Source organism: Sphingomonas sp. G-3-2-10, assembly GCF_012927115.1.
Taxonomy (GTDB): Bacteria; Pseudomonadota; Alphaproteobacteria; order Sphingomonadales; family Sphingomonadaceae; genus Sphingomonas.
Window position 1 is genome coordinate 271,321 of sequence record NZ_JABBFY010000003.1, and the last position, 17,021, is coordinate 288,341.

At 66.2% G+C, this 17,021-nt stretch carries 15 protein-coding genes; 10 read left to right on the forward strand and 5 right to left on the reverse strand.

The features are described 5' to 3' along the window. Positions 1 to 11 precede the first annotated feature (11 nt). Genes HHL13_RS21920 through HHL13_RS21940 form a run of 5 tightly spaced genes read left to right on the forward strand, consistent with a single transcriptional unit; the run spans position 12 to position 6,005 of the window. Complete coding sequence (locus tag HHL13_RS21920; protein WP_346775626.1) at positions 12 to 1,295, forward strand: aromatic ring-hydroxylating dioxygenase subunit alpha; 1,284 nt, start codon at positions 12 to 14, stop codon at positions 1,293 to 1,295. Between the two features lie 31 nt (positions 1,296 to 1,326). Continuing rightward, the gene (locus HHL13_RS21925) at positions 1,327 to 2,295 is read left to right on the forward strand and encodes a fumarylacetoacetate hydrolase family protein (protein WP_169558099.1); all 969 of its coding nucleotides are present in this window, start codon (positions 1,327 to 1,329) and stop codon (positions 2,293 to 2,295) included. 2 nt (positions 2,296 to 2,297) lie between these two features. Then, complete coding sequence (locus HHL13_RS21930) at positions 2,298 to 3,293, forward strand: amidohydrolase family protein (protein ID WP_169558100.1); 996 nt, start codon at positions 2,298 to 2,300, stop codon at positions 3,291 to 3,293. Positions 3,294 to 3,298: 5 nt separating this feature from the next. Beyond that, entirely contained in the window at positions 3,299 to 4,702 is a 1,404-nt protein-coding gene (locus HHL13_RS21935) for an aldehyde dehydrogenase family protein (protein WP_346775627.1), read from the forward strand. A gap of 22 nt (positions 4,703 to 4,724) precedes the next feature. After that, on the forward strand, positions 4,725 to 6,005 hold the full coding sequence (locus HHL13_RS21940; RefSeq protein WP_169558102.1) for an MFS transporter: 1,281 nt from the start codon (positions 4,725 to 4,727) through the stop codon (positions 6,003 to 6,005). Positions 6,006 to 6,014: 9 nt separating this feature from the next. Here the strand turns inward: HHL13_RS21940 and HHL13_RS21945 are convergent, their stop codons facing one another. Continuing rightward, the gene (locus tag HHL13_RS21945) at positions 6,015 to 6,971 is read right to left on the reverse strand and encodes a pyridoxal-phosphate dependent enzyme (RefSeq protein ID WP_169558103.1); all 957 of its coding nucleotides are present in this window, start codon (positions 6,969 to 6,971) and stop codon (positions 6,015 to 6,017) included. After that, the gene (locus tag HHL13_RS21950; protein WP_169558104.1) at positions 6,971 to 7,948 is read right to left on the reverse strand and encodes a fumarylacetoacetate hydrolase family protein; all 978 of its coding nucleotides are present in this window, start codon (positions 7,946 to 7,948) and stop codon (positions 6,971 to 6,973) included. Before HHL13_RS21950 ends, HHL13_RS21945 begins: the two co-directional genes overlap by 1 nt. Positions 7,949 to 8,038: 90 nt before the next feature. Between HHL13_RS21950 and HHL13_RS21955 the strand changes: the two genes are divergently transcribed. Together HHL13_RS21955 and HHL13_RS21960 are read left to right on the forward strand one after the other, a co-directional pair. Continuing rightward, entirely contained in the window at positions 8,039 to 9,061 is a 1,023-nt protein-coding gene (locus HHL13_RS21955; RefSeq protein ID WP_169558105.1) for a hypothetical protein, read from the forward strand. A 61-nt stretch (positions 9,062 to 9,122) separates the two neighbouring features. Beyond that, positions 9,123 to 9,896 (forward strand): helix-turn-helix domain-containing protein, encoded by a 774-nt coding sequence (locus HHL13_RS21960; protein ID WP_169558106.1) that lies wholly within the window; start codon positions 9,123 to 9,125, stop codon positions 9,894 to 9,896. On the opposite strand, the gene argE is transcribed toward HHL13_RS21960, so the two are convergent. Both argE and HHL13_RS21970 read right to left on the reverse strand, forming a co-directional pair. Further along, positions 9,860 to 11,089 (reverse strand): acetylornithine deacetylase, encoded by a 1,230-nt coding sequence (gene argE / locus HHL13_RS21965; RefSeq protein WP_206377193.1) that lies wholly within the window; start codon positions 11,087 to 11,089, stop codon positions 9,860 to 9,862. The two genes, HHL13_RS21960 and argE, sit on opposite strands and share 37 nt — an antisense overlap. Further along, complete coding sequence (locus tag HHL13_RS21970) at positions 11,070 to 12,734, reverse strand: thiamine pyrophosphate-dependent enzyme (RefSeq protein WP_169558108.1); 1,665 nt, start codon at positions 12,732 to 12,734, stop codon at positions 11,070 to 11,072. The genes argE and HHL13_RS21970 overlap by 20 nt, the downstream gene beginning before the upstream one ends. Before the next feature lie 174 nt (positions 12,735 to 12,908). On the opposite strand from HHL13_RS21970, the gene HHL13_RS21975 reads away from it, so the two are divergent. The 3 genes from HHL13_RS21975 (at position 12,909) to HHL13_RS21985 (ending at position 15,765) form a co-directional block, all read left to right on the forward strand. Next, on the forward strand, positions 12,909 to 13,898 hold the full coding sequence (locus tag HHL13_RS21975) for a DJ-1/PfpI family protein (protein ID WP_169558109.1): 990 nt from the start codon (positions 12,909 to 12,911) through the stop codon (positions 13,896 to 13,898). A 63-nt stretch (positions 13,899 to 13,961) separates the two neighbouring features. Continuing rightward, positions 13,962 to 14,813, forward strand: coding sequence for a DJ-1/PfpI family protein (locus HHL13_RS21980; protein WP_206377194.1), 852 nt, complete (start codon positions 13,962 to 13,964; stop codon positions 14,811 to 14,813). An 88-nt stretch (positions 14,814 to 14,901) separates the two neighbouring features. Further along, positions 14,902 to 15,765, forward strand: a complete 864-nt coding sequence (locus HHL13_RS21985) for a BadF/BadG/BcrA/BcrD ATPase family protein (RefSeq protein ID WP_169558110.1) — start codon at positions 14,902 to 14,904, stop codon at positions 15,763 to 15,765. Here the strand turns inward: HHL13_RS21985 and nagA are convergent. Continuing rightward, entirely contained in the window at positions 15,762 to 16,916 is a 1,155-nt protein-coding gene (gene nagA / locus HHL13_RS21990; RefSeq protein ID WP_169558111.1) for an N-acetylglucosamine-6-phosphate deacetylase, read from the reverse strand. The two genes, HHL13_RS21985 and nagA, sit on opposite strands and share 4 nt — an antisense overlap. Positions 16,917 to 17,021 lie beyond the last annotated feature (105 nt).

A 17,021-nucleotide genomic window follows, 5' to 3' on the forward strand; every position in this document is an offset into this window, starting at 1 on the left:
GAGAGGCGGGCGTGAGAGCCGAACAGAATCAACGACTGACCCAAGTGGGACCGGGCACCCCGATGGGCGAACTGCTGCGGCGCTACTGGCACCCCTTCGCCGCGGTTGCCGAAGTCGACGATCTGGAGATCAAGCCGGTCCGGCTGCTCGGCGAGAATCTCGTCGCCTTCCGCGCCAAGGATGGCAGCTATGGCCTGATCGACCGGCAATGCCCGCATCGCCGCGCCGACATGCTCAACGGCATCGTCGAGGAGAACGGCCTGCGCTGCAGCTATCATGGCTGGTGCTTCGCGGGTTCGGGCCAGTGCCTCGAGCAGCCGTTCGAGGACGTCGCCAATCCCAAGGCGCGCTTCAGGGACAAGATCCGCACCAAAGCCTATCCGGTCGAAGCCAAGGCCGGGATGCTGTGGGCCTATATGGGGCCGCAGCCCGCGCCTTTGCTGCCCAATTGGGAGCCCTTCACCTGGGAGAATGGCTTCCAGCAGATCGTCTTCGCCGACGTGCCGTGCAACTGGTTCCAGTGTCAGGAAAATAGCTGCGATCCGGTCCATTTCGAATGGATGCATCGCAACTGGTCCTCGGTGCTGCAGGGCGACGGCAGCTATGGCCCGACCCATCTCGAGCTGGCGTTCGAGGAGTTCGAATTCGGTCATATCTACAAGCGCGTCCGCGAGGATACCGACAAGGACAATCCGCACTGGACCGTCGGCGCGACCGCGCTGTGGCCCAATGCCTTCTTCCTGGGCGACCATATCGAATGGCGCGTGCCCGTGGACGACGAGAACACGCTGTCGATCACCTGGATGTTCCACCGCGTGCCGAGCGACCGCGAGCCCTTCGTGCAGAAGCGCATCCCGTGGTGGAAGGGGCCGGTGAAGGATGCGTTCGGCAACTGGATCACCAGCCATGTGATGAATCAGGACATCGTCGCCTGGGTCGGGCAGGGCGCCATTGCCGACCGGACGCAGGAGCATCTGGGCAAGAGCGACATGGGCATCGTGATGATGCGCCGCGCCTTCGAGAAAGCGATGAAGATCGTCGAGGAAGGCACGGGCGATCCGATGGGCCTGATCCGCGATCCCGAACGCAACAAATGCATCGAGATGCCGATCAAGCATCGCGAACTCTTCACCTCTTCGATGACGCTCGAGGAGAGCCGGCGGCTGGGCGACACGATTCAGTATCGGCTCAACCGTCCGGACTATCAGCACCAGACCGGCCAGCCCGATGCGGTGAAGCGCGAATATCAGGTCGCGATGGGGATGATCCCCGAAGACGCGACCGAAACCATCTGAAAATCAATAAGATACTGAGGGAGTCGACGGCATGAAACTGGGTACGATCCGCATTGATGGCAAGCCGACGGTGATCGCCCGCGTTGCCGAGGACCGGGCTGTGGCACTGAGCGCCTATCGCTGGATGGAAGACCTGATCGAAGCCGGCAATGCCGGTCTCGACACCGCGCACGAAGCGATTCAGGCGGCACTCGCCGGTGGCCTTCCGGTGATCGACCTGTCGGCCAGCACCGACTGGATGGCGCCGAACCCGCGCCCGTCGAAAATCCTCGGCTGCGCGGTCAACAACAATAATCTGAACGACAAGGCGATGAAGCCGATGACGGCGCCGATGTTCTTCATCAAGGGGCGCTCGGCACTCACCGGCCACAACAAGACGATCGACATCCTGAAGGATCACGGTCCGTCGATTCCCGAGCCCGAACCCGTCGTCGTGTTCGGCAAGACCGCCAAGAACGTGCCGCCGGAAAAGGCGCTCGACTATGTGTTCGGCTACACGCTGACCAACGACGTGACCGCCAGCGGCGTGAAGTTCGGCGAGGATTCGATCGCGCTGAAGCAGACCGCCGACATCGTGAAGCCGCACCACACCGCATGGCGTCCCGAGTTCAAGGACGACAATAACTGGCTGCTGTTCATCTACCACTCCAAGTCGAAGGCGGCGGACACGTTCGCGGCGATGGGGCCGTGGCTGACCACCAAGGACGAAGTGCCGGATCCCAACAAGCTGCTGGTGCGCGGCTATATCGACGGTGAGTGCTTCACCGACGATTCGACCGCCAACTATTATTTCCCGGTCGAAAAGGTGATCTCGACCGCGTCGAAGTGGTTCACGATGGAGCCGGGCGACTGCATCCACACCGGCACCGCGTCGAAGGGCACGGAGAAGCACCCGCGCGGCAATATCGGCACCTATCTGTCGGGGTATGACGGCAAGCTGTGCGACGTCGAGATCGACGGGCTCGGCCGCCTCTCCAACCGCATCAACCTGGAGAAGTGAGCATGTCGACCGTCCCGGTGATCGACGTACACACGCACATGCTGAGCGAGGCCTGGGTGGCCGAGCTTCGCAAGCATGGCGGGCCGAAATATGAAGTGAAGCCGACCAAGGCGGGACAGGAGACCGTGTTCCTGCGCGGTAACCCGTTCATGACGCTGACGCCGGGCATGTTCGATTACGACCTGCGCATCGCGAACATGGACAAGGCCGGGGTCGACGTGTCGATCGTGTCGCTGACCTGCCCCAGCGTCTATTGGGGCGGCGAGGCGATCAGCAGCGCGGCCGCTGCGTCGATGAACGACCTGATGGCGTATCAGCAGAGCCGCTATCCCGACCGCATCCGCTTCTTCGCATCGCTGCCCTGGCAATATGCAGACCGCGCGGTGGCGGAACTGGATCGGGCAGTGAAGGCGGGCGCGGTGGGCGTGTTCGTTTCGGCCAATATCGACGGCGAGAGCCTGACCGCACCGCAGTTCGCGCCGGTGTGGGAAGCGATCGACCGGCTGGCCCTGCCCGTGCTGGTGCACCCGACCGCGCCGCAGGGTTCGGTCGAACTCCAGCTCGACGAATATGGGCTGGTGCCGCCGATCGGCTTCATGATCGATACCACGCTGGCCGTGTCGCGGATGATCCTCGACGGGTTCATCGATCGCTATCCCAACCTCGCGATCATCGCGGGGCATGGCGGGGCGACCTTGCCCTATCTCGCGGGCCGGCTCGACCGGTGCCACGAGATGATCCCGGCCTGTTCGGAAAAGATCAAGGACAAGCCCTCGACCTATCTCAAGCGCATCTATTATGACACGGTGGTGTACGAGAAATCGGCGCTCGACCTGTGCATCGAAGTTGCAGGCGGGCCGGAACGGGTCATGTACGGGTCGGATTATCCCCATAATATCGGCGACATGGAGGGCTGCCTGGCCCGCGTGGACGCGCTCGATTCCAGCGCGGCGAAGCTGATCCGCAGCGGTACCGCGGAAAAGCTGTTCCGCCTGTGACGCAGGTGCGCCTCATTGTCGACGGCAAGCCGCTGGAAACCGCGGCGCGCTTCCCCGTGATCGATCCGGCCACGGGCGAGGCGTTCACCGAAGCGCCGCTGGCCAGCGTCGCCGATCTCGACCTTGCGGTCGCGGCGGCGCGGCGGGCGTTTCCGGGATGGGCGGCGACGCCGATCGACGAACGGGCGCAGGCGATCCTGGCGATTGCCGACGCGATCGAGGCGGAGAAGGAAGCGCTGGCGCGCATCCTGAGCTCGGAACAGGGCAAGCCGGTGCATGGCGGTGCTGCCGGCGAGATCATGGGATCGGTCGGCTGGGCGCGGGCGACCGCGGGGCTTCGTCCCGAAGTGGACGTCATCAAGGACGACGACAGCGTCCGGGTGGAAGTGCATCGCAAGCCGCTGGGCGTGGTCGGGTCGATCAGCCCGTGGAATTTCCCGGTGATGATCGCGATCTGGCACATCATCCCCGCGCTGCTGACCGGCAATACGGTGGTGATGAAGCCTTCGTCCTATACGCCGCTGACCGCGTTGCGGATGGTGGAGATCGCCAATGCGCATCTGCCGCCGGGCGTGCTCAATTCGGTGACCGGCGAGGGCGATATCGGCCGTGGCATGGCCGAGCATCCGGGCATCGACAAGATCGTCTTCACCGGATCGACGCCGACCGGGCGTTCGATCATGGCGAGCGGTGCTGCGAACCTGAAGCGGCTGACGCTGGAACTCGGCGGCAACGACGCGGCGATCGTGCTGCCCGACGCCGACGTCGAGAAGATCGCGCCGAAGATCTTCGCCAAAGCGTTCGGCAATAGCGGGCAGATCTGCGCGGCGCTCAAGCGGCTCTATGTCCATGACAGCATCCATGACGCGCTGGCCGAGAAGCTGGCCGAGATGGCGCGCGCGGCGGTGGTCGGCGCGGGCAGCGATCCGGCGACCCAGTTCGGCCCGGTGCAGAACCGGATGCAGTTCGATCTGGTCCGCGGCCTGGCCGACGATGCCCGCGCCAAGGGCGGCAAATTCCTGACCGGCGGTGAGCCGATCGAGGGCAAGGGCTATTTCTTCCCGCTGTCGGTCGTCGTCGATGTCACCGACGGCGTGCGCGTTGTCGACGAGGAACAGTTCGGGCCGATCCTGCCGATCATCCGCTATTCCGATCCCGAAGATGCGCTGGCCCGCGCCAATGCCAACGAAAATGGCCTGGGCGGCTCGGTCTGGTCGTCCGACGTGGCGGCGGCGACGGCACTGGCGATGCGGCTGGAGAGCGGCACCGCATGGGTCAACGATCATGCCTCGATCTCGCCCGACGCGCCCTTTGGCGGCGCGAAGCAATCGGGCGTCGGCACCGAATTCGGCCTCTATGGCCTCGAAGAATATATGCAGCTTCAGACCGTCAGAGTGGCGAAGAATTGAAGCGATTTGAGAGGGTGACGGGATGTTTCAGTTCGACCAGACATTCCGCGATGAGTTCCGCGCCAACTGGCGCGTGCTGCTGATCGCCGTAACTGCGCTGTTCTTCGGTTTTTCGGCGCCGGCCTATGCGCTGCCGTTCATCTATCCCGAAGTGATCAAGGATTTCGGCTGGACGCGCGAGCAGGCGACGCTGCTGGCGACTGCCAAATATCTTACGGGCGTGATTTCGTGCCTGGTGTTCGGGCGGTTCCTCGACATCGCGGGGGCGTGGCGTGCGCTGATGGTCTCCATCCTCTTCGGCGGTGTCGCGTTGTTCGGCTTCGCCTTTGTCGGCGGGCTCACCAGCTATTACGCCGTTGGCGTGCTGCTGGGCATTGCCGGGCCGGGTGCGATGGTTTCATGCTTCGTGCTGGTCGGCCGCACCTTCCGCGCGTCGCAAGGGACCGCGACCGGCATGGTGCTGCTCGGCACCGCGATCGGCGGCGTGGTCATGCCGGTGGTCACGGCACAGCTGATCGAGGCGTTCGGGTGGCGCACCGGCATGGCTGCGCTGTCCGCGGGCATTTGGCTCGTCGCGATCCCGGCGCTGATCTACGGGATGCTCCGCGTGCCGATCACCGAGCAGGCGGCGAGCGCCAGCGACGCGAGCGAGAGTGTTGGCGTGCGCGAATATTTCGGCAAGATGATGCGCGGATCGAGCTTCTGGCTGATGTCGACCGCGTTCTTCCTCGTCACCATCGTCGATCAGGCACTGACCCAGCATCAGGTGCTGATGCTGCTCGATGCCGGCCTTAGCAAGGACGATGGGGCATGGGCGGTGAGCGCGATCGGCGTCGTCGCGATCTTCGGTCGCCTGCTGGCGGGCAATATCCTCGACCGCAGCTCCAACCGGGGGCTTGCGGGGCTCTATTTCCTGCTGACCACCTGCGCGATCCTGTCGTTCGCGCTGGCCAACCCGATCGTGCTGGTGAGCTATATCGTGGTGCGCGCGATGGGCCATTCGAGCGTGATGGTCGATGGCCCGGTAATTTCGCGCCACACCTATGGCACCCAGCATCTGGGGCTGCTGACCGGCCTGCTGACGGCGATGGCCAATCTCGGATCGGCCACGGGGCCGTGGGTGATGGGGCGGATGTACGACGTTGCCGGATCCTATCAGTACGCGCTGATCCTGTTCATGATCCTGCCGGCGGTGTCGGCGGTGTGCATCTGGTTCGTGAACCCGCGCGCGTGGAAGGCCCAGCGCGCGGATGCGCGGCGCCGTCCGGACGAGCCGGCCGAGGGTAGCCCGGCGGTGGGGTGACGGAAGAAGTTATTCCGCCAGCGCTGCTATCAGCGCCGCCCTGTCGATATTGCCGCCCGAGAGGATCGCGGCGACCTTGTGCCCGGCGAGCTCGGGCGAACGCGCGGCGGCGTAGGCGATGGCGCTCTGGGCCTCGACGATCAGATGGCTGTCCAGCGCGAGGCTGCGGAAAGCGGCCAGCGCTTCGGCTTCGGAGACGACGACCACGCCGTCGATCAGATCGCGCAGCAGCGGCCACATGACTTCCAGCGCCGATTGCTTGCCCGCGCCATTGGCGAACGTCGCGGTGCGCTCGAAGGGCACGGGATGCCCGGCCGCCAGCGCGGCACTGAGCGGGGCGGCGGCGTCGAGTTCGCAGGCCAGCACGCGCGCCCCGGTCCCCGCCGCGCGCATCGCGGCCGCCACGCCGGACACGAACCCGCCGCCGCCGAAGGGGACGACGATCGTATCCACTTCGGGCCATTGCTCGACGATCTCGAGCGCCACCGTGCCGTTGCCGACGATGCCCTCGGGCTCGCACACCGGATGGAGGAACAGTGCGGACGGATCGCCCGCGTCGCGGGTCTCCATGATCCGCCACCATTCGGCAAATTCATGCGGCACGACCGCGACGCCCAGCCGCTCGAGCGCAGCGAGCTTCACCGCGGCGGCATTGGCTGGAACGTGACAGGTCAGGCGGATGCCGCGCGCGGCGCCCGCGAGGGCGAGGGCAGGGGCGAAATTGCCCGCGCTCGCGGTCACGATGCCGCCCCGAAGCACCGCGTCGGGCAACTGCCCGATGATGTTCGCGGCGCAGCGGATCTTGAACGCGCCGCTGGTCTGGAGATTCTCGGCCTTCAGGCGGATCTCGCGGTCGGGCATCGCCGGGGCCGGGAGCAACGGCGTGCGGATCGTGAGGTCCGCGATCCGGGCGGCGGCGGCGCGGAAATCGGCTTCGGTCTTCGCCAGGATCGCGTCGCGGAGCATCAGCTGCGGCGCTCGCCGATCGTGTTGCGCAGGATGCCGATCCCCTCGACTTCCAGCTCGATCACATCGCCCGGCTCGAGATAGCGCCCGGTCTCGAACCCGCAACCGTTTCCGGCGGTGCCCGATCCGAACACATCGCCGGGATAGAGCGTCTCGTCGCGCGAGACGAAGGCCATGCACTGGGCGAAGCTGAACTGCATGCCCGACGAACTTGCGCGGCCCTGAACTTCGCCGTTGATCCGCGATTCCATTGCCAGGTTCGACACGTCGGGCAGTTCGTCGCGCGTGACGATCCACGGGCCCATCGCGTTGCCGGTGTCGAAATCCTTGCCCTTGGACGGGCCCATGCGGAACTGCTGGTCGCGCACCTGCTCGTCGCGAGCGGAGAAGTCGTTGTAGATCATATAGCCGAAGATGTGCGCGGCGGCGTCCGCCTCGGCGATGTCCGCGCCGCGCTTGCCGATCACCGCGGCGAATTCCAGCTCATAGTCCATCGTCGTGCTGAAGCGCGGCCACTGGATCGTGGACTCATGACCCGAGCAGGTCATCCGGTTGCCCTTGAAATAATAGGGGCGCTGATACCAGCTGGCGGGCAGATCATAGGCGCCGCTGGCCCTGAACCCGGCATAGGCGGCCTCGGGATCGGGCTGGCTCGACGCGCGCATCCGCATGCTGGTCTCCAGCGCCTGAAGACAGTGCAGCTCGAAATTGGCGAAGTCGCGGATCGAGTTGGGCACCGGCAGCGGCGGGAGGAAGCGGACCGCATCGGCGGCGTGGCGATGGTCGCCCTTGTTGTTCGCGGCGAGATCGCGGGCGGCGTTCAGCGCCACATCGCCGCCTTCGATCAGCGCGAGCATCGTGGTGAGGAGAGGCTTGAGCGACGCCGGCGCACCCGCGGCGAGATCGAGGATCGACCCGTCGGCCATCGCTGCGCCGGTCCGAGCGCCCTGGCCCGCGTCGAAGGTGACGAGTTTCATCGCTTTCTCCCATATTTTATATCGCTATTCGCTACAAAGTCACGCATAGCGTAACAGAATTACACGTCAATCGGTTGAGGGAGGAAGCAAGTGGCTGAGATCGTTCTGGGCATCGGATGTGCGCACACGCCTCAGCTCCACACGCTTGCGCACGACTGGGATATTCGCGCCGCGCGCGACCGGAAGGACGGAATCCCCTTGTGGTTCAAGGGCCGCAAACTGCTCTACGCCGAACTGGAAGCGGAGCGCGCAGGCGAGGGGATCGGCGAGCTGCTCGACATGCCGACGCGGCAGGCGGCGCTCGACCGCAGCTTCGCGGCGATGGACCAGCTTCACGAAGCCTATCGCGCGGCGAACCCCGATCTGGTCGTCATCATCGGCAACGACCAGCACGAGATTTTCTCGGAAATGGTGCCCACCTTCGCAGTGATCGCGGCCGACGAGATCGCCAATATGCCGCGCACCGATGCGCAGATCTCACGCCTGCCGGTGGGGATCGAGATTTCGGATCATGGCCATCTGCCCGAAGCACACACCGTCTATCCGGGCGACCGCCCGTTCGGCCTGCATCTCGGCCGCCATCTGGTGCGCGAGGGCGGGTTCGACGTGACTTTGTGCCACGAGAAGCCGACGGTGAAGAACGACAAGTCGCTGCTCTACGGCATGCCGCACGCCTATGGCTTTCTCTACAAGAACATCATGCGCGACGTGATCCGGCCGCATGTTCCGGTGGATGTGAATTGCTGGTATTACGACAACAGCCCCTCGGCTGCGCGCTGCCATGATTTCGGCGGCGCGGTGGCGCGGGCGATCGCCGATTGGGACAGCGATGCGCGCGTCGCGATCCTCACCACCGGCGGGCTGACCCATTTCGTGGTCGATCCCGAATGGGATGCGCGCTTCCTCGACGCGATGAAGACCCGCGATCACGACTGGCTGCGCGCGATCCCGCAGAACGAACTGATGGCCGGCACCTCGGAGTGCAAGAGCTGGATCGCGACCTCGGCGGCGATGGATGCGGCCGGGCTGTCGATGGATGTGGTCGAGTATCAGAAGCTGTACCGCACCGAAGGCGGGACGGGTTCTTCCTGCGCCTTCACCCTGTGGCAGTAATCGTAACGGCTTTGGCGCTGTCTCGCTTCTCGCAACGTTCGGCCCATGCTACGAGGCGCATATGACCAAGGACAGGGATAGCGCCGACGACGATTTCGGTTCGGCGCGGGTGAAGAGCGTCGAGGTTACCGTCCAGATCCTGGAGGTATTGACCGAAGCATCCGATCCGGTGCGCGTGACCGATATGGCGCGTCAGCTCGACATGACCAAGGCGCGCGTGTCGCGGCATTTGCAGACGCTGACCCGGCTGGGTCTGGTCGACAAGGCGCGCGAAGGCGAAGGCTATGTCTTCGGGCGCAAACTGCTGAAGTTCGGCCGCGCCGCGGTGTATCGCAGCAATCTCGTCCAGCTCGCCCGCCCGTTCCTGCAGGACCTGTTCAACGCGACTGGCCATACGGCGCTGCTGGCCACGCCGACGCGCGGCGGTGCGATGGTGGTGTCTTCGGTCAACAACCAGTTCGAGCCGGGGATCATGATCCATCCGGGCATGTTGTTCACCCTGCCGAACTCGCCGGCGGCGCGGCTGATCTATTTCTTCGAGAACCAGAAGCCGTCACCCCCACGCGTGGCGGCCAACCTCGCGGCCTATGGCGTCGATTTCGAGGCCAATCCGCGCGGCACCGGGCTGGGCAGCATCGTCGCGCCGATCTTCGAGCCGGACGGTCTGGTCAGCGGGACGATCGGCATCATCCTGTCCTCGTCGCTGCTGTTTCCCGAGCCGGACGAGAATCTGCTGGCGCAGGTCCGCTACACCGCGGCGCGGTTGCAGAGCGAATATGCCGAGGGCGCGGTGTCGCCCTATATGCCCGAGATGATCGAGAGCGCTTCGGCCTGAGCGAACGGCGTCGTTGCCAGCCGGTCGAGGAAGTCTTCGCACCGGGCGAGCTGTTCGAGGCTGACATATTCGTCGGGCTTGTGCGCCTGCTCGATCGAGCCCGGGCCGCATAGGACCGAGGGCACACCCTTGGCCTGAAACAGCCCGGCTTCCGACCCGAAGGCGACGAAGCTGGGCGGGGCATTCGATCCGGCGAGGCGCTGGACATAGCGGGTCAGCGGCGCATCGGCGTCGATCGCGAAGCCGGGGACGCGGCCGTTCATCCCGATCCGGATATCCGCATCGGGCGCGATGGCGCGCATCTCGGGCAGCAAGTCGCGCGCGATCCACGCTTCCAGCTCGGCGATGATCGCGTCGGGATCGGTCCAGGGAAGCGTGCGGATGTCGAAGCGGAAGCGGCACAGCGCGGGCACGATGTTGCTGGCGAACCCGCCTTCGATCACGCCGACCGACAGTGTCGAAAAGGGCACCGAATAGCCGTCGTGCCGCTGCTCCTCGGCGCGAAGCTGCGCGGCCTTGGCTTCGATCCAGCCGATCACGCGCGCGGCATAGAAGATCGCGTTCACGCCCATCGGCGCGAGCGAGCTGTGCATTTCGAGGCCGGTGACCGCGCAGCCATAGGCGCTGCCGGTCTTGTGCCCGATCACGGCGTCCATCGAGGTCGGCTCGCCGACGACGCAGCCGCGGGGTTTCACGCCGCGATCCACCAGATCGTGGAGCATATGGCCGACGCCCTTGCAGCCGATCTCTTCGTCGAACGAGATTGCGAGATGGACCGGCTCGGCCAGCGGTGCGGCGGCGAGTGCCGGCACCTTGGCCAGACAGGCGGCGATGAACCCCTTCATGTCGCAGGTGCCGCGCCCGAACAGCTTGCCGTCGCGCTCTTCCAGCACGAACGGGTCGCTGCTCCAGTTCTGGCCCTCGACCGGCACGACGTCGCTATGGCCGGAGAGGACGATGCCGCCTTCGCCCTTGCCGCCATTCCTCCCGGGAATCGTCGCGAACAGGTTCGCCTTCCCCGGGTCGCTCCCCTGACTGAGCACGGACTCAATGCCGTGCCCCGCCAGATAATCGCGCACCCAGTGGATCAGATCGAGATTGGAATCCCGGCTGACCGTGGGAAACGCAACCAGCGTCCGCAGGATGTCGATTGTCGCCGCCGACGGGCGGCGGTCAGCGGACCTTGCGGCCATGCACATGCTTCCACGGCGAGGGCGTCTTTTCGAGGTTCATCGGCACTTCGATCAGCACCGGGCCGTCGGCCTGCTTCGCTTCCTCCAGCGCGCGGGCGAGGCCCTCGGCGCCTTCGGCGAGGATGCCCTTCACCCCGAACGCGGTAGCCAGCGCCACGAAGTCCGGATTGTGGAGGTTCGACGCGATCAGGCGGCCGCCATATTTGTTGGCCTGGATGCGGCGGACATTGCCGAAATTGCCGTCGTTGAACACGATCGCGATCAGCGGGATGTTGTGCAGCACCGCGGTCGCCAGTTCGGGCATGGTGTACATGAAGCCGCCATCGCCATTGACCGAGATCACGCGCCGCTTGCCCGCACCGACCTGCGCTCCCAGCGCAGTGGCGAAGCCATAGCCGAGCGTGCCCTGATAGCTGGAATTGACATAGGTGCGCGGGGCAAGGATCGGCAGGGCATAGCGCGAAGTGTAGCCGACCTGGGTCATCTCATCCACGAACACATCGTCATCGTCCATCGCGGCGCGGATCACGTCGAGGATGCCGACCTGCGGCTGGATCTCGGCGGCGACTTCCTCGCGGAAGGCAGCGCGGATCGCGGCGAATTCGGCGGTGCGCGGCGCGGGCGAGGGATTGAGCGCGGCGATGGCATCGACCAGCAGGCGCGTGGCCGGAGCGGCGTCGGCGACGATGCCCACGGCGGGCGGCGCGATGCGGGTGATCTCGGACTGGTCGAGGTCGATATGGACCACCTTCAGCCGGGCATCGCTGCCCCATTCGCGCAGCTGGGTCATGCGGCTGCCGATGCCGATAACGACGTCGACGTCGGGCCAGTGCGGGATCGCGGCGGCGGCGGGCAGCGAATACTCATCGTCCGAGCGGACCACGCCGCGGCCCATATGGCGGCTGACGATCGGCGCCTGGATGAGTGCCGCGAGTTCGCGAACTTCGGCGCCGGCTTCCTGTGCGCCGCCACCGACGATGATCATCGGGTTCTTCGCGCCTGCGATCAGTTCAGCGGCGCGTTCGATCGCAGCGGGATCGGCTGCCGGGTTGGTCAGGGCAGGCTTTGCTTGCGGATAGGCGAAGAAGCCGGTCTGGGCGAGAATGTCGGGCGGCACTTCGAGCGCGACGGGGCGCGGCCGGCCGGTCAGCAGCTGGCGGAACGCTTCGTCGAGCAGGCCGGGGATCTGGCTGGCGTGCGTCGCGCGCGCCGACCATTTGGTGAGGCTGCGCAGCAGGCCGTCCTGATCGTTGATCTCGTGCAGCGCGCCCTGACGCCGGTCGATCATCGCGCTGTTGACCGTGCTGGTCAGCACGAGGACGCGGGCGTTGGTGGCGTAGGCGGTGGACAGCGCCGCGCCGGCATTGAGCAGGCCGGGGCCGGGCACGACCGCGCAGACGCCGGGCTTGCCGGTCACCATCGCATAGCCGAGCGCCATATAGGCCGCGCCCTGTTCGTGGCGGCTGTGCAGCACGCGGATGCCGTCGCCGTTGCGCTGAAGCCCGTCGAAGAACTCGTCGAGCTGCACGCCCGGCACGCCGAACAGCGTGTCGACACCCCAACGATGCAGGCCCGCGACCAGCGCATCGCCGCCCGTCATCCGGTTCGGCTTGGTCTCGATTGCCCGGGCCTGATCATCCGCCATCACGATTCGTTTCCCCAATATGTAACGCAATACGAGACGCTGTTGCGTATTTTGTGATTATTTGCAACCATGCGGATGCAATAACCGGCTGCTTTTGTGCGAATTGTGCGTTTGGCCGCCGGTTGCGACATGGCGGGGCAGCCCGCGGCGGACGGAAGGTCCAGGTGGTCAGATATGAGCATGGCACGAACTCCGGCACCGCTGCGCACGCTGGTCCTAGCGTTCGATGGGGTCAATCTGCTCGACATCGGCGGACCGCTTCAGGCGCTGGAGGCCAGCGAGGCGCGCAAGGGCGCGTCGGAGCATTACGAAACGATCGTGGCATCGGTGCGCGGCGGCGAGATCCGGACCTCGACCGGGATGCCCATCGTGACGCAGCAGCTAACCGGGATCGACCCCGCGACGATCGACACGGTGATCGTCGGCGGGGGCAGCGCCAACGGGCGGCCGATCGTGCCCGCCGATCTGGTCGAGTGGATCGCCGCCAATGAAGCCGCGTTCCGGCGAGTCTGTTCGATCTGCGCGGGCGCGTTCGTGCTGGCGGCGACCGGACTGCTCGCCGGGCGGCGTGCGACGACGCACTGGCATTGGGCGAAGCTGCTTCAGGCGGAAAATCCGGAAATCGCGGTCGAGCCCGATTCGATCTGGGTGAATGACGGGCGGATGTGGACCTCAGCCGGGGTGACGGCGGGGATCGACCTGACGCTGGCGCTGATCGAGCAGGATTATGGCCATCGCATCGCGATCGAAGCGGCGCGGCGGCTGGTGGTGTTCATGAAGCGGCCGGGGGGACAGTCGCAATTCTCGGTGCCGTTGCTGTTCCAGAGCAGGGGAGATGACGGCTTTGCCGAGCTCCATGCGTGGATGCGGCAGAATCTGACGGGCGATCTGCGGGTTAACCGGCTGGCGGCGCAGGCGGGTATGTCCGAGCGCAGCTTCGGCAGGCTCTATACCGCGCGCATGGGTGAGACCCCCGCGCGGGCGGTGGAAGCGATGCGCGCGGAGGCGGCGTGCGGGTTGCTCGAATCGACCGCGCTTTCGGCCAAGCAGGTCGCGGCGGCGGCGGGCTTTGGCGACGAACAGAATCTCCGGCGCGTGTTCGTGCGGCGTTTCGGCGTCAATCCGGCCGAATATCGCCAGCGGTTCGCGGCTGGCGGGATTTGACGGCTGGCTGTCGTTTCGGCCTTACCCTTCGCTTGCTAGTCCGCCCGGCGAAGGAGACACCGCATGACGATGGACCAGGGCGAACCGGGCAATGCAGGCCGCAGACAATTCCTCCAGTCGGCCGTTGCCGCTGGCGTGGGCGGCTATCTGATGTCGCAGAGCGCGGGCGCGCAGACTGCACCCAAGCCGATCCCGCCGGGGACGCTGGGCGCGGCGGGCGCGGGGCCGGATCGGCCCAAGATCGCAATGCTGGTCCATCCCAAGATGGTTATGCAGGACCTGATCGGGCCGATGACGGTGTTCAACCTGATGCGCTGCGAGATTCATCTGGTGTGGAAGACGCGCGAGCCGGTGATGACCGAACTGGGCATCACGGTCGCGCCGACCACAACCTTCGCCGAATGCCCCGAAGTGGTCGATGTGCTGTTCGTGCCCGGCGGCCTCGATGGCACGATCGCGCTGATGGACGATGCCGAGGTGCTCAAATTCCTCGCCGATCGCGGCAAGACGGCGCGCTACATCACCAGCGACTGCACCGGATCGTTGCTGCTCGGCGCGGCGGGGCTGTTGCAGGGATATAAGGCGACGAGCCACTGGATGGTGCGCGACGAACTGGCGCTGATGGGCGCGATCCCCGTGCATGACCGGGTGGTGCAGGACCGCAACCGGATCACCGGCGGCGGGGTGACCGCGGGGATCGATTTCGGGCTGACGCTGGCGGCGCTGCTGCGCAGCCGCGAGGAAGCCGAGACGATCCAGCTGGTAATCGAATATGCCCCCGCGCCGCCGTTCGACGCGGGAACCCCCGAGACCGCACCCAAGGCGATCGTCGATCGGCTGATGTCGCGCCGGGGACCGACGGTCGAGCAGGCGCGGCAAAAGGCGCAGCGCGCAGGGCGGGCGCTGAAGCGCTGAACGAAATCTCGCCGCCCCGCGCAATCGCGATGCAAATCGCGTGCGGGGCGGCTAGGACGGGTCATCTTCCAACCGGGGTGATGCGTTCATGGTCTATTTTCTCGGCATCGACGCAGGCGGCAGCCATTGCCGCAGCCGGCTGATCGACGCGAACGGGACGATCATCGGCACCGGCGAAACCGGCCCGGCCAATGCCCGGATCGGGATGGAACTGCTCCACGCGACGCTGTGGGACGCGTGCAGCCAGGCGATCGACAAGGCGGGCCTCGATGCCGAGGCGGCGTCGACCATCCATGCGGGCATGGGTATCGCCGGCATCTCGCGCCCCGGCGTGCGCGACAGCCTTGCCGCGCTGGAATTCCCCTTTGCATCGGTCGCGTTCGAAACCGATGCGGTGATCGCCAATATCGGCGCGCATGGCGGCGAGGATGGCGCGACCTTGGTGATCGGCACCGGCAGCATCGCGCTGGTCCGCGTCGGCGGGCATAATTTCTCGATCGGCGGATACGGCTTCCCGATCTCCGACGAAGGCAGCGGTGCTGCGCTGGGGCTGAGCGCGATGCGCCACGCCCTGCGCGCGCTCGATGGGCGGAGCGAGCGGACCCCACTGTCGATCGCGGTCGCCGCGCGCTTCGGGCATGAGACAGCGCGGGCGGTAGCGTGGATGGATGAGGCGAGTCCGAAGGATTATGCCGAACTGGCGCCGCTGGTGATGGACTATGCCGAGAATGACGACGCGATCGCCCGGTCGATCGTCGAGGACGCGGCGCTGCATATCGAGCGGTTCATCCACACCGTGCTGGCGCAGGGCGCGCCGGCCTGCGCGCTGGCGGGCGGCCTGTCGAAGCGGATGCGGCCCTGGCTACGCGAGCGGACGACGGCGAAGCTGGTCGATCCGCTGGGCGATCCGCTGGACGGCGCGCTGCTGCTGGCGGGGTATCGGAAGGGCTAGGCTTCGCCTTCGTCCGATCGCTGCCCAGCGATCCATGTGGCGGTGACGCGGCGGTCTTCGTCCAGATGCACCAGATCGGCGGCGAGGCCGGGAGAGATCGCGCCGGTACGCCCCGCTAGCCCCAGAAACGCAGCCGGGTTCCCGCTGGCCATCAGCGACGCTTCGGCAAGCGAATGGCCGAGCAGGTCCATCGTGTTGCGCACCGCCTGCGCCATCGTCAGCGCCGATCCGGCCAGTGTGCCGTCGGCGCCGGTGACCATGCCGTCGGCGAGATGGATGCGCCGATCCATCAGCGCGAAGTCCCGCGCGACGCCCCCCACCGGGGGCATCGCATCGGTGACCAGCATCGCCCCGTCGATCCCGCGTGCGGCCAGCGCGATGCGCAGTGTGGTGGGGTGGACGTGGTGCCCGTCCACGATCAGGCCGAAGCGGCTGGCGCGATCCTCGATCGCCGCGCCGACCATGCCGGGCTGACGATTGCCGAGCTGAGTCATCGCGTTGAACAAATGGGTGAAGCCGTGCAGCCCCTCGGCCAGTGCGGCGCGGGTCTGGTCGTAATCGGCCATGCTGTGTCCCGCCGCCACGATCACGCCTGCATCGGCCAGCGCGCGAATCGCGCCGGGCGGGGCCAGCTCAGGCGCCAGCGTGATCATCCGGATGCCGGGGCGCGGGCGGGAGAACAGCTCGATCGCGGCCGGATCGAGCGCGCGGAATTTCGACGCGTCGTGGATGCCCTTCTTGTCCACGTTGAGGAACGGGCCTTCGACATGGATGCCCAATATGCCCGGCTCGCCGGCAAGGATCGCTTCGTCCACCGCGTCCATCGCCGCTTCGACCACCGACAGATCGTCGCTGATCAGCGTGGGCAACAGGCCGGTAGTGCCGAAGCGGCGATGCGCGGCGGCGATAGCGCGGATGCCCGCGACGGTGGGCATGGCGTTGAACAGAACGTCGCCGCCGCCATTGACCTGCGTGTCGATAAAGCCGGGCAGCAGCCAGCCGCCGCCCAGGCGGATGCGTTCGGCATCGGGCGGAACGGTGTCGAGCGGGACGATGCCGGCGATGCGTTCGCCTTCGATCAGCAGCGCGTGGCCCTGCAGCACCGCATCGGGCGTGACGATCACTGCGCCTGTCAGGGCCGTGGCGGTCATGACGTGGGCGCCGTTTCGTCGAAAATCGGAGTCTCGCTGCTCACCGCTCCTCCAATAGCGATGGTGCGAGCCGCGCCAATGCGTATTAGTTGGCAACGCTATAGC